Origin of the sequence: Arthrobacter sp., from assembly GCF_031988865.1 — a bacterium.
GTDB lineage: Bacteria > Actinomycetota > Actinomycetes > Actinomycetales > Micrococcaceae > Arthrobacter_B.
Genome location: NZ_DALZXY010000005.1, coordinates 1 through 12925 on the forward strand (window position 1 = coordinate 1; position 12925 = coordinate 12925).

Here is a 12925-nt window from a genome sequence, read left to right on the forward strand (position 1 = left end):
GACCCCGTGGCGGCCGTACGGGTGCTGTCCGCTCTGCGCGCCCGCGCCTATGCCGCCGGGGATCCGGAGCTGCTCGCCTGGGTGAACCGGCCGGATTCCGCCGCTGCCGCGGCAGATCTTGCCCAGGTGGAACTGCTGCACCGACAGGGAGAGCGGCTGTCGGGGCTGAGCGTGGAGGTAGTCCGGGCGCAGCGGCTTGGCCCCGGCGCTGGCCCCGTCCCTGGCCCGGAGCCCGGGGACCAGGTGGCGGGGGAGCAGGTGGCCGTCACCGCGGAGAGTTCCGCCTTTGCCCAGATTCGGGCGGACGGGACCCCGGCGGCTGCGTCAGGTGCTGCCGGGCGGCAGGAACTCATCCTCGAAGTGGTCCGAACCAGCGAGGGATGGCGGATCGCAAGGGTACTTCCGGCAGCGGCGGGGCTTGAGCGGGGCGGGAGGGCACAAAGATAGGATCAGGGTATGAGTTCAACTCCTTACCTCCGCTATCCCGACCTCCACGGCGACCGCGTTGCGTTTGTGGCCGAAGACGACGTCTGGGTTGCGCCGCTTTCCGGCGGCAGGGCCTGGCGTGTTTCCTCCCTGCAGCTGCCCGCCCGGAACCCGGTTTTCTCGCCTGACGGGTCACGGCTTGCCTGGACGGTTGTCCAGGGCGGCGCTCCGGAAGTGGTTACCGCTGACACGGAGGGCGGGGATTTCCGCCAGCTCACGTTCTGGGGCAACCAGACCACGCGCGTGCGCGGCTTCAGCCCGTCCGGGAAGATCATCGCCACCAGCCCCTTTGAGTTTGAGGATTTCCGGCTCCGGTGGGCGTATGAGGTGCCCCTGGATGGTTCTTCGCCGGTCCGCCTGCCCTACGGTCCGCTGGACACGCTCGCCGAAGGCCCGGCGCTGGGCGACGAACGCCCGCTGGTCATCGGTTCGGTCCTGAGTCGGGAACCGGCCCGCTGGAAGCGTTACCGCGGCGGAACGGCCGGGAAGCTCTGGATCGACGCCGACGGCAACGGTGAGTTCACCCGCCTGGTGCCTGAACTTGACGGCAACCTGGCGTATCCGATGTGGGTCCAGGGCAGAATCGCGTTCTTCTCCGACCACGAAGGTTACGGGAACATCTATTCGGTGACGCCCCAGGGCACCGACCTGCGCCGCCATACCGATTTCTCGGATTTCTATGTGCGGCATCCTTCCAGCGACGGAACCCGCATCGTTTTCGAATCGGCCGGGAAACTCTGGCTCATGGCGGACCTGGACTCGGATCCGGTCAGAATCGATATCAGCCTCGGCTCCGCGGGCACCGGACGCCGCCCCCGCCCCCTGAACGCTGCCCGGTACCTGAATGCAGCCATGCCGGAATCGGCGGGAAAGTCCAGTGTCGTCGAAAGCCACGGAACGCTCCACTGGCTCACGCACAAGGACGGCCCCTCCCGGGTCATCGAAGCGACCGCGGGGGTGCGGGCGCGCCTCGGCCGTCCGCTGCCCGGCGGCCGTGCCGTCTTCGTCGCGGATCCGGGCAACGAAGAAGCACTGTTTATCAAGGACGTCTTCGCCTCCCTGCCGGCCGGCAACCAAGCCCCGGCCCCCGCGGCGCCTCCGGTCCCGGCCGCCGCACCGGAGCAGCCCGAGCGGTCCGGACAGCCCGAGCTGCCCAAGCCGGTCTCGGCGTCGGGAAACCGCGCACCCGCCGTGCCCCCGGCAGCAGCGGCAGCCCCCGGAACGGCCGCAAAGACCGGAACGATCGACGCGGCCCTTTCTCCGGTCAGCGGCGCCGGAGTCTCCGAATCCGTCCTGGCATCACAGGACACGGCCGCGGAAACCGGCATGGTCAGGATCGCCTTCGATTCTCCGACCCGCACCGCCGAGCTGCTTCCCAGCCCGGACGGGAAACTGGTGGCCGTGGCCACCGAAAAAGGCCAGGTCTACCTGCTCGACGTTGAAGCGAAGGCACTCTCCCTCGTTGCCGACGAGGGACACGGCGCCGTCGACGATCTCGCGTTCAGCCCGGACTCCCGCTGGCTGGCCTGGGCTGAACGCGTGGTCGGCGAGGGTGCCCGTGCCCGGATCCGGCTGCGGGAAACCACGGGTTCCGCGCCGGCGATCCAGGAAATGACTGACGGCCGGTTCCACGACCACAGTCCTTCCTTCACCCCGGATGGCCGCTTCCTGGCATTCCTGTCGGAACGCAGCTTCGATCCGGTCTATGACACGCATGGCTTCGACCTCGGCTTCCCCACCTCCACCAAGCCCTTTATGGTGGCGCTGGCGGCGTCGACCCCTTCGCCGTTCGGGCCGGCTGCCCACGCCGTCGAGCCGCCGCAGCCGGAGGACGGCGCCGAAGCGGACGACACCGATGAAGGCAGCGGCGATGCACCCGAGGTGAGCGTCGACCTGGATCGTTTGGCCGAGCGCATCATCGCCGTACCCGTTCCGCAGGGACGCTATTCAAAGCTGCGCGCAGCCGACGGCGCCCTGCTGTGGCTCGCCGAGGATGTCTTCGGCGTGACCGGCGACGGCCGAGCCACCTCCGGCGACCGGGCCCCGAGCAAACGGCTGGAACGCTTCGACCTTGGGAAAAAGGATGTCTCAGTGCTGGTCCCGGCGCTGGAGGACTACGAGCTCAGCGGTGACGGCAGCACTGTGCTGCTGCGGCACGAGCACCGCCTGCGGGCAGTTCCCGCGGCTGCACGTGCCGACGAGGACTCGGCGGAGAGCATCACCGTGGACCTTGCCCGCATCCGGGTGCTCCTGGAACCGGCCAAGGTCTGGGGACAGGCTTTCGACGAAGCCTGGCGGCTGCAGCGGGACTTCTTCTGGACTCCTGACATGGGTGGCCTCGACTGGGACGGGGTGCACGCCCGCTACCGGCCGCTGGTTGAAAACCTTGGCTCCCATGATGACCTGGTTGACCTGCTGTGGGAACTGCACGGTGAACTTGGCACCTCCCACGCGTACGTGACGCCGGCTGGCGTCGCCGAACAAGGCGCCGGAGCCCAGGGCTTCCTGGGCGCTGACCTGCGGTCCAGCCCCGGGGGCTGGGAAGTAGTGCGGATCCTGGACCCGGAGTCCTCGGATCCCCAGGCCATCTCACCGCTTAGTGCGCCGGGAGCCGATGTCCGCCCCGGAGACGTCATTGCTGCCGTGGATGGGCTGCCGGTTCCCGCGGATAAGGGACCGGCCGCTCTTCTGGTGGGTGCTGCCGGACGTGTTGTCGAGCTAACCGTTGTCCGCCCGGAGGAGGGTGCCGCCCCGCAGCAGCGCCGGATCGCCGTCGTGCCGCTGCGAAGCGAGGAACGGCTGCGCTACCAGAACTGGGTCAACGGCAACCGCAGGGCGGTCCGCAGCGCTTCGGACGGTACTTTCGGCTACCTGCACATTCCGGATATGGTCGCCAGCGGCTGGGCCCAGCTGCACCGGGACCTGGACAGTGAAGCGGCGAAGGATGCCCTGATCATCGATGTCCGGCACAACCGCGGCGGGCATACGTCCCAGCTGGTGGCCGAGCTGATCGGCCGCAAGGTCACCGCATGGAGCCTGCCTCGCGGCGAGCAGCCGGGCACCTACCCGGCGCAGTCCCCACGCGGTCCCGTGGTGATCCTGGCGGATGAATTCGCGGGATCCGACGGCGACATCGTCACCCAGGTCGCCAAGCTGCGCGGCATCGGCCCGGTCATCGGCACCCGGACCTGGGGCGGCGTCGTCGGCATCGACGGCCGGTTCGCACTGGCGGACGGCACCGGAGTCACACAGCCGCGGTACGCGTACTGGTTCACCGGCGGCATCGGCTTCGGCGTCGAAAACCGCGGCGTGGAGCCGGACATCGAAGTTCCGTACCCACCCCACGCCTACGCGGCCGGGGAGGACCCGCAGCTCGAACACGGGGTGGGGATTCTCAAGGAGATGCTCTCCGAAATCCCCACCGACCAGCCGCCGGCCCGGGAAGGCTACCCCAGCCTGCGCCCCGCGCCGCTTCCCCCGCGTCCGCAGGACACCGCAGCGAAGTCCTGACCGGTCTTCCGTGCAGCAAAGAGGACCCCTTCCCGGTGGAGCTACTCCGTCGGGAAGGGGTCCTCTTTCGTTACCGGCGCGAACCGGATGGCTGGCTGGATACCCCCGGCGTTACTTGGGCACAGAAGGGGCGCCTAGGCCTCCAGCGAAGCGTCCATGGTGATCTTGATGCCGGTCAGCGCCTGGGAGACGGGGCAGTCGGTCTTGGCGGACTCGGCGATGTCGGTGAACTCTTCGGCCGTGAGGCCTGGAACCACCGCGGAGACCCGCAGATGGCTGCCCGTAATCCCGGTACCGGGCACAAACGTCACTTCCGCTGAGGTCTGGATGCGTTCGGCAGTCTTGCCGGCTTCCGCCAGGGCAAGGCTGAAGGCCATCGAAAAGCAGGCCGAGTGCGCAGCAGCGATCAGTTCTTCCGGACTGGTCCGTCCGCCGGCGTCCTCTGCCCGTGCTTTCCAGGTGACGTCGTAGGTGCCCAGCTTCGACGAATCGAGGGTGACTTGACCCTCACCGTTGAACAGATCGCCGTGCCAGACGGTGTGGGCTGAGCGGACAGTAGCCATGGAAGCTCCTTATGACGGGATGGGCCAGGGCCGGTGTTCCCGGCGCTGCCGCCCATCCTTGCAGTTCATGTCGGTGGGGGCCAGACCCCGGCAGGGGACATAAAAAAAGTTCCTCCCCTTCCGGATCCGGAAGGGGAGGAACTGGGCTTACCGCTGGACCGCCGGAGAAGCGGCAGTTACCACATGGTCGCCACGGCGATGTTCACGACGGCCAGGATGCCGACGCTGTTCGCCAGGGTGCGGGAAACGGGCTCGTCCTTCTTGTACTTGCGCTGGCCGATGAAGGCCAGGACGGCGATGACCAGGGTGATGAGCAGCTTGACGCCGATCTTAAGGTGGTTCATGTCGTAATCGGCCATCTCGCCCATGCCCACCAGCGCCAGGCCGGTGATCAGCTGCAGCAGCGAAGCGTGGAACTGGCCGGGCATAACGGTCGGGTTCTTGATCCTGGCGATCCAGATACCAACGATCATGGCGGCACCAAGGATGTGGAGGAAAACAAGGAAGTTGTGAAGGAAGTCCATGCTTCGATCTTACCGACACTCTGTCAGGGGAGTGTAATTTTCGGGGGTAACTATTCTACAACGGGTAGAACAGGTGCATCCCGTCGGCTTAACGACGACGGCGGGTGCCCCCGTTAGGGAGACACCCGCCGCCGGCCGCTGGCTTAGAGGCCCAGATCGGCCTCGAAGCTGCCTTCTTCCAGCCGTGCCCGCAGGGTCTGCAGGAACCGGCCGGCGTCGGCGCCGTCCACCAGGCGGTGGTCGTACGTGAGCGAGAGGTACATCATCGAGCGGATGGCAATGGTGTCATTGCCGTCCTCATCGGTGCGGACCACCGGACGCTTGACGATTGCGCCCGTGCCCAGGATGCCGACCTGGGGCTGGTTGATGATCGGGGTATCGAAGAGCGCTCCGACACTGCCGATGTTGGTGATGGTGAACGTTCCGCCGGAAAGCTCATCCGGGCCGATCTTGTTGCTGCGGGTACGGGCCCCGACGTCGGCGATGCGCTTGGCCAGGCCGGCGATGTTCAGGTCACCGGCGTCGTTGATGACCGGAACCAGCAGGCCCTTGTCGGTATCCACCGCAATCGCCAGGTGCTCGGCGTCGTGGTAGGTGATCTCCTGCTTTTCGGAGTCGTAGGCCGCGTTGAGTACCGGGTGCTGCTTCAGCGCCTCGACAACAGCCTTGGCGATGAATGGCAGGAAGGTCAGGTTGGCGCCGTTCTGTGCCTTGAATCCGGCCTTGGCCTGCTGGCGCAGGGCAGCAATGCGGGTCATGTCCACTTCGTGGACCTGCGTCAGCTGGGCGGACGTGTCCAGGGACTCGACCATGCGGCGGGCAATGGTCTGCCGGATCCGCGGAGCCTTGACCGTGGTGCCGCGCAGCTTAGCACTCTCTTCGCTGATCTTGGCCGGTGCGGCCTTGCCGGACGAAGCAGGAGCAGCCGGTGCTTCGGCCTTCTTCGACTCGGCAGCGGCCAGGACATCCTGCTTGCGGATGCGGCCTGCGACACCGCTTCCCTTGACTGTGGAGAGGTCAACGCCGTGCTCGTTGGCCAGCTTGCGAACCAGGGGAGTGACGTACGTGCCCTCGGAAGCGGGGGCTTCTTCCTTCGGAGCTGCCTGCTTGGGGGCCTCCTGCTTGGGAGCCTCCTCCTTCGGCGCTTCCTTCGGCGCGGCAACGGGTTCGTTGCGTTCGGTCGACGGCGCAGCGGCAACCGGCTCGGCTTCCTTCGGCTCAGCCTTGGCGGGAGCGGCGGCACCGGAGCCGATGACGGCCAGGACGGCGCCAACTTCTGCGGTGTCGTCTTCGTTCACGCGGATTTCAAGCAGCTTGCCGGCAACCGGCGACGGGATCTCGGTATCGACCTTGTCGGTGGAGACCTCAAGGAGCGGTTCGTCGACGGCTACATCGTCGCCAACAGCCTTCAGCCAGCGCGTGACGGTACCTTCGGTGACGCTTTCGCCCAGTGCAGGCAAGGTGACATCGGTGCTGTCGCCGGAGTCTGAACCGGCGTCGGAGGAGCTTGCTTCCTGGGCCGGAGCGGGCTCTTCGGCGGGAGCTTCCTCGGCCTGTGCCGGGGCCGCCTCTTCGGCGGGAGCTTCCTTTGCCGCTTCCGGGGCTTCAGAAGACTCAGCGGATGCGCCGGAGCCGTCGCCGATGCGCACGAGTGCCGCGCCGACTTCTGCAGTCTCGTCCTCAGCCACGAGGATTTCCTCGATGACGCCCGCAACGGGCGAGGGGATCTCGGTGTCTACCTTGTCAGTGGAAACTTCGAGCAGGGGCTCGTCGACGGCGACGGTATCGCCTACCTGCTTCAGCCAGCGGGTAACGGTGCCTTCGGTGACGCTCTCACCAAGGGCGGGTAAGTTCACGGTTTCAGACATATTGTCCCCGTTTCTCCTTGTTTGTTCTTTGACCAGCCGTACCGCTGGTGCTGGTTGGTTTGAAGCCTAGTGCACCCGGCTGCGATGCCGCCGGGTGCACCAGGGAATATTCGCTGGTCTCCGCTTAGCCGTGCAGCGGCTTGCCGGCGAGGGCCATGGCCGCCTCGCCGAGCGCTTCATTCTGGGTGGGGTGGGCGTGCAGCAGGCCGGCAAGATCCTCCGGGTACGCCTCCCAGTTCACGATCAGCTGCGCTTCGCCGATCTGCTCGCCGATGCGGCCGCCGATCATGTGGACGCCGATGATGGGGCCGTCCTTCTCCCGCACCATCTTGATCAGACCGGAGCTGCCGAGGATCGAGGTCTTGCCGTTGCCGGCCAGGTTGTACTCCTGGACCTGGACGTTCTCGGCGCCGAGCTTTTCCTTGGCCTTTGCTTCGGTCAGGCCTACGGAAGCGATTTCCGGTTCGCAGTAGGTGACCTTGGGGATGTTGACGTCTTCGACGACGACGGGCTTCAGGCCGGCGATTTCCTCGGCAACGAAGATGCCCTGCTGGAAACCGCGGTGGGCCAGCTGCAGGCCGGGGACGATGTCGCCGACGGCGTAGACGTTGCCGACGCCGGTGTGGAGGCGTTCGTTGGTGATGACGAAGCCGCGGTCCATGGTCAGGCCGGCTTCCTCGTAGCCAAGGTTGGCGGTCACGGGGCCGCGGCCGACTGCCACGAGCAGCAGGTCGGCTTCGAACGTCTTGCCGTCCACAAGGGTGACCTTGACGCCGTCGTTGTTCTGCTCCACCTTGTCGAAGAAGGTGCCGGTGTTGAACTTGATGCCGCGCTTCTTGTAGGCACGCTCCAGGTTCTTGATGATCGCGGCGTCCTCGTTGGGGACCAGCGAGGGCAGGCCCTCGATGATGGTCACGTCAACGCCGAAGGAGTTCCAGACCGAAGCGAACTCGACGCCGATCACGCCGCCGCCGAGGATGATGGCGCTCTTGGGCACGTAGTCCAGGTTCAGTGCCTGGTCGGAGGTCAGCACGCGGCCGCCGATTTCCAGGCCGGGCAGGGAGCGGGAGTAGGAGCCGGTGGCGAGGATGATGTTCGAACCCGTGTAGGTCTCGCCGTTCACCTCGATGGTCTTCTCGCTGGTGAGGCGGCCTTCACCCTCGATCACGGTGACGCCCTTGGACTTGATCAGTCCCTGCAGTCCGCGGAACTTGCCGGCAATGATGTTGTCCTTGTAGGAGTTCACTGCGTTCATGTCCACGGAGTCGAACGTGGCCTTGATTCCGTACTTCTCTGCCGTCTTGGCGTTCTCGGCGATCTCGGCCGAGTGCAGCAGGGCCTTGGTCGGGATGCAGCCGTTGTGCAGGCAGGTGCCGCCGAGCTTCCCCTTCTCGATGAGCCCAACGGAGAAACCAAGTTCCACGGAACGGAGTGCTGCGGCGTAACCGCCGCTGCCCCCTCCAAGGATCAGGATGTCGAATTCTTGCGCAGTTGCCTTATCGGCCACGTGGACGCTCCCTCGCGTAATCGGTTGACGCACTTAGGGCGCGTCGGTTTAGTGACTTGGGCGGTTGTGATCAGGTCTCACACTATCGCCCACTCTGGCCAGCATCCACTCAGTGAAGGCCTCGGAATGGCGAATGTAAGGAGAAACACGTGCAACAATTGCCCATTGTGTTGCACGGGTAACAGGAACGGATGCTATACCGAGCGGGTTACCACGTCTTCGGCGTAGGAGACCAGAGTGCGGACGGCGACGCCGGTGCCCTCCTTCGGCGTGTAGCCGTAGGGTGCAGCCTCGTTGAACGCAGGCCCGGCAATGTCCAGGTGCGCCCAGGGGATCTTCACGCCGTCGACCTCGCCGACAAACTCCCGCAGGAAGACTGCTGCGGTCATCATGCCGCCGAAGCGTTCACCGATGTTCGCAATGTCCGCTGTCTGCGATTCCAGGCTGGCGCGCAGCTCCTCGGGCAGCGGCATCGGCCAGAACAATTCACCGGCCCGGTCCGCGGCGGCCTTCACGGCATCGCGGACACCGTCCTCGCCCATGACGGCAGACACGCGGTTACCCAGTGCGACCATCTGGGCGCCGGTGAGGGTCGCGACGTCGATCAGCACGTCCGGCTCTTCCTCGCTCGCGGCGACCAGGCCGTCAGCCAGGACCAGCCGGCCTTCGGCATCGGTGTTCAGCACCTCGACGGTGCGGCCGCCGTAGGTGGTCAGGACATCGGAGGGCCGCTGGGCCGTTCCCGAGGGCATGTTCTCGGCCAGGCAGAGCCAGGAGGTCACCTTGACCGGCAGGCCCAGCTCGGCAATGGCCAGTACGGCGTTCAGGACAACGGCGGCACCGCCCATGTCCGACTTCATGGCCTGCATGCCCGCGGCCGGCTTCAGCGAGATGCCGCCGGAATCGAACGTGATGCCCTTGCCGACCAGGGCCAGCTTCGCCTTTGGGCGGGCGGGGGAGTATTCGACCTTCACCAGGCGCGGCGGACGCGCCGAGCCCTTGCCGACACCGAGGATTCCGCCGAAGCCCTCCCGTTCGAGCTTCTTCTCATCCCATACGGTCACCTTCACCGGCAGGGTCCGGGCAGCTTCGCGGACTGCCGTTGCAAAGGTCTCGGGGTAGAGATGGCTCGGGGGCTGGTTCACCAGCGAACGGGTGGCGTTGACGGCCCGGCCCAGGATGCGGGCGCGCTCAAGGGCGGGCTTCACAGCAGCATCACCGGCTGCCGCGCTGATCACGGTGATCGAGGAGACCTTTGCCGGGATCTTGGAAGCGTGCGTGCTGCGGTGTTCGGTGAAGCTGTAGGCGCCAAACAGGGCGCCTTCGGCGACGGCCGCGGCATCCTCGACGGAGGTGGACGGGAGTGCCAGGGCCACGCTTCCGGTCCCGGCCAGCTGGCGGACCGCAGAGCCCGCGGCCCGGCGGAGGGCCTCGGCGCTCAGGGATTCACCCGCGGAGACCGGGCCGAGGCCGGCGAGGACCAGCATTTCGGCATCGAGCTCGGGCAGGCCGGGAAGCCGGACTACCTGGTCGGGCGCGCCGGTGACTCCAAGCAGGGCAAACGAACCGGCGAGGGCGGAAGACGCCTTCTGCGAAAGCGGACTGTCAACGAGCACGGGGCCATCCGGGCTTTGCCCGACTCCCACCACCAGGGCCTGCGCTTGCACCTTGCGCGCATCCCGGGAAATTACCTGCAGGTCCGGCTCACTGGCTTTGCTCACGAAGCTTCATCCTCACGTCTTTGGTGTGTTGGCAATTCTGTGCATCTAGCTCTTCTTTTACCGATCGTAGTCTCTCCGCGGACCGTAACACCGCCGCCGCTCGCATGCCCGGAATGAATCCGGCCTCCGCCGACGTTTACCCTTGAGTAAGGGATTGACAACACCGCGCTTGTTCGACAGTGCCGACCGCCGACCAAACGGGACGAGTTGCAGGAAGGTAAGACCATGCTTGATCCGCTGACCCTGTTTAACCTGAACCCGGAACTGGCCGGCTCCGCTGACCTGCGCGGCCTGCGGCTGATCGCTGGCTTCACAGGTTTCGGGGAGGCCGGCCATGTAGTGACGCAGGTCCGCGATGAACTTTTCGATAACCTCGAGCACGAGCTCGTGGCGACCTTCGACGCCGACCAGCTCATCGACTACCGCGCCCGCCGCCCGCAGCTGACTTTCGTGGAAGACCACTTCGCCGGGTACGAAGCACCGAGGATCGAACTGCACCGCTTCCATGACGGACTCGGTGAACCTTTCCTGTTCCTCACCGGTTTCGAACCCGACTTCCAATGGGAGCGGTTCACGGCCGCTGTGCTGCGGCTGGTGACAACCCTCGAAGTGTCCCTGGTCGCGTGGGTGCACTCCGTGCCCATGCCCGTGCCGCACACCCGGCCGATCGGCGTCACCGCCCACGGCAACCGGCCGGACCTGATTGACGGCATCAGCTCCTGGAAGCCGACCGCCCAGATCCAGGGCGCCGTCGGGCACCTGCTTGAACTCCGGCTCATCGAAGCGGGGGTCGACGTCGTAGGCCATGTGGTCCACGTGCCGCACTACCTGTCCGACGCCGAGTTCCCGCCGGCCGCCGTGGCGGCGCTTGAATACCTTGGTGCCGCCGCCAACCTGATGCTGCCCACCGACCGGCTTCGCGAAGCCGGCCGGGAGGTCGAGAAGCAGATTGCGGAACAGGTCGAAGGGTCGGCGGAGGTACGCGGCGTCGTCGCGACCCTGGAAAGCCGGTACGACGAGTTCACCGGCAGCACCTCCCGCCGTTCGCTCCTTGTTAAGGACAACGATGAACTTCCCGACGCCGAGGAGCTTGGCGCCGCGGTAGAGGCGTACCTCGCCAGCCCCCAGGCCGAGGAAGAAACAGAAGCGCTGCTTGAAGGGATGGGCAACCAGGATTCAGCGGAAGAGCCCGATCCGCAGCAGGAAACGAAGGACGAGGACACCGTTGAACCGAATGGCCCTACTGTTCCCGGCAGGGATGACGAACCCGGAACCGGGGGAGCGGGGAGAACCCCAGCCGCTTAACCACGGCAGCGCCGCGGGGCGGACGGCGTGAAGCACAAGGGAGCCTGGCTGGTTTGGAGCGCCGGGGTTTTCGCCTACATGGTGGCCGTAACTCAGCGCACCTCCTTCGGCATCGCCGGCGTGGAAGCCACCGAGCGGTTCTCCGCCACCGCGTCCGTGCTGTCGGTGTTCACGGTCGTGCAGCTGCTGGTCTACGCAGGACTGCAGATCCCTGTGGGCATGCTCGTGGACCGCTATGGGCCGCGCCTGCTGATCGCCGGCGGCGCTGCCCTGATGTGTGCCGGGCAGTTCCAGCTGGCCGTCGCCGACTCGGTTGGCGCGGGGATCCTCGGCCGGTCCCTCGTGGGCGCCGGTGACGCACTGACCTTTATTTCCGTGCTCCGGCTGCTGCCCGCATGGTTCCCGGCTGCGAAAGTGCCCATGCTGACGCAGTGGACCGGGATTGTGGGGCAGCTCGGCCAGATTGCCAGCGCCATTCCCTTCGCTTTTATGCTGCGCAGCTTCGGCTGGAACACGGCGTTCGCCAGCGCTGCGGCGCTGTCCGTGCTGGCATTCGTCCTCGCTGCCGCCCTGATCCGCAACCATCCCGGAGGCGGCCAGCCAGCCACCACCGAGACCCAGGCCAGCGGATCGTCGCTTGCCGCGGCCTGGCGGCAGCCGGGCACCCGGCTGGGTCTGTGGACCCACTTCACCATCCAGTTCCCCGGCACGGTTTTCGTGATGATGTGGGGCTACCCGTACCTCGTGAGCGCGGAGAAAGTCCCTCCGGCCACCGCCTCCATCCTGATGACGTTCTTCGTCACCGTTGCCATCGTCTGCGGTCCGTGGCTGGGGACCTGGGTGGGCCGGCACCCGCTGCGCCGCTCCACGATGGTCCTGCTGATCGCCGGAGCCATGGCCGCTGCCTGGCTTGCGGTAATGCTCTGGCCCGGTCCGGCACCGCTGTGGCTGCTCCTCGTACTCGTGGCCGTGCTCGCGGTTGGCGGGCCGGGGTCGATGATTGGCTTTGACTTCGCCCGGACCTTCAACCCGAGCCACCGCCTCGGAACGGCCACCGGAATCGTGAATATCGGCGGGTTCCTGGCGTCCCTGGTCTCGATGTACCTCATAGGCCTGGTTCTGGACGCACTCAACGCCAGCGGGTTCTCCAACGGAGACCTGTATGACCTCGCCTCCTTCCGTATTGCCCTGGCAGTGCAGTTCGCCGTGATGGGCTTGGGTGTGGCCGGAATCCTGCGCAGCCGCAGAATCGTCCGGACCCGCATGGCCGGCGAAGGGCTGCACCTGCCCCCGCTCCGCGAAGCCCTGGCACGCGAACGGGCGCGCCGCCGGGATGAGCGGCGCGGTCCCGGCAGGGCCGGAACCGAAACGAGCACGCGGGAGTAGTCCTCCACAACAGCGGTGCTTCGGCCGACGGTCGGCTGGGATCCACATCCAGGTG

General features: G+C 66.5%; 8 protein-coding genes and 1 pseudogene. 4 read left to right on the plus strand and 5 right to left on the minus strand.

The features are described from left to right. Both RTN46_RS01680 and RTN46_RS01685 read left to right on the plus strand, forming a co-directional pair. A pseudogene (locus RTN46_RS01680) lies at positions 1-447 on the plus strand (hypothetical protein); the annotation flags it as partial. A gap of 9 nt (positions 448-456) precedes the next feature. After that, positions 457-3996, plus strand: a complete 3540-nt coding sequence (locus RTN46_RS01685) for a S41 family peptidase (RefSeq protein WP_312178693.1) — start codon at positions 457-459, stop codon at positions 3994-3996. 134 nt (positions 3997-4130) lie between these two features. On the opposite strand, the gene RTN46_RS01690 is transcribed toward RTN46_RS01685, so the two are convergent. From RTN46_RS01690 to RTN46_RS01710, 5 genes are all read right to left on the minus strand, one after another. Further along, on the minus strand, positions 4131-4559 hold the full coding sequence (locus tag RTN46_RS01690; protein ID WP_312178694.1) for an OsmC family protein: 429 nt from the start codon (positions 4557-4559) through the stop codon (positions 4131-4133). A gap of 176 nt (positions 4560-4735) precedes the next feature. After that, positions 4736-5083, minus strand: a complete 348-nt coding sequence (locus tag RTN46_RS01695) for a hypothetical protein (RefSeq protein ID WP_312178695.1) — start codon at positions 5081-5083, stop codon at positions 4736-4738. Positions 5084-5226: 143 nt separating this feature from the next. Continuing rightward, positions 5227-6951 carry a 2-oxoglutarate dehydrogenase, E2 component, dihydrolipoamide succinyltransferase gene (gene sucB, locus RTN46_RS01700; protein ID WP_312178696.1) on the minus strand — a complete coding sequence of 575 codons (1725 nt, stop codon included), beginning with the start codon at positions 6949-6951 and terminating at the stop codon, positions 5227-5229. Positions 6952-7075: 124 nt separating this feature from the next. Further along, positions 7076-8458 (minus strand): dihydrolipoyl dehydrogenase, encoded by a 1383-nt coding sequence (gene lpdA, locus RTN46_RS01705; RefSeq protein ID WP_312178697.1) that lies wholly within the window; start codon positions 8456-8458, stop codon positions 7076-7078. Positions 8459-8652: 194 nt separating this feature from the next. Further along, a complete protein-coding gene (locus tag RTN46_RS01710) occupies positions 8653-10179 on the minus strand; it encodes a leucyl aminopeptidase (RefSeq protein ID WP_312178698.1) in 1527 nt (508 codons plus the stop codon). Positions 10180-10404: 225 nt separating this feature from the next. On the opposite strand from RTN46_RS01710, the gene RTN46_RS01715 reads away from it, so the two are divergent. After that, positions 10405-11484: a proteasome assembly chaperone family protein gene (locus tag RTN46_RS01715; RefSeq protein ID WP_396157162.1), complete on the plus strand. Its 1080-nt coding sequence runs from the start codon at positions 10405-10407 to the stop codon at positions 11482-11484. 78 nt (positions 11485-11562) lie between these two features. Next, positions 11563-12870 carry an MFS transporter gene (locus tag RTN46_RS01720; RefSeq protein ID WP_312178753.1) on the plus strand — a complete coding sequence of 436 codons (1308 nt, stop codon included), beginning with the start codon at positions 11563-11565 and terminating at the stop codon, positions 12868-12870. The last annotated feature ends 55 nt before the right edge of the window (positions 12871-12925 follow it).

Excerpts from the sequence above, each read along its gene's own strand:
- RTN46_RS01685 (WP_312178693.1), top strand. The coding sequence starts at position 457 with ATGAGTTCAACTCCTTACCTCCGCTATCCCGACCTCCACGGCGACCGC.
- RTN46_RS01695 (WP_312178695.1), bottom strand. The coding sequence starts at position 5,083 with ATGGACTTCCTTCACAACTTCCTTGTTTTCCTCCACATCCTTGGTGCC.
- RTN46_RS01720 (WP_312178753.1), top strand. The coding sequence starts at position 11,563 with ATGGTGGCCGTAACTCAGCGCACCTCCTTCGGCATCGCCGGCGTGGAA.
- sucB (WP_312178696.1), bottom strand. The coding sequence starts at position 6,951 with ATGTCTGAAACCGTGAACTTACCCGCCCTTGGTGAGAGCGTCACCGAA.
- RTN46_RS01690 (WP_312178694.1), bottom strand. The coding sequence starts at position 4,559 with ATGGCTACTGTCCGCTCAGCCCACACCGTCTGGCACGGCGATCTGTTC.
- RTN46_RS01715 (WP_396157162.1), top strand. The coding sequence starts at position 10,405 with ATGCTTGATCCGCTGACCCTGTTTAACCTGAACCCGGAACTGGCCGGC.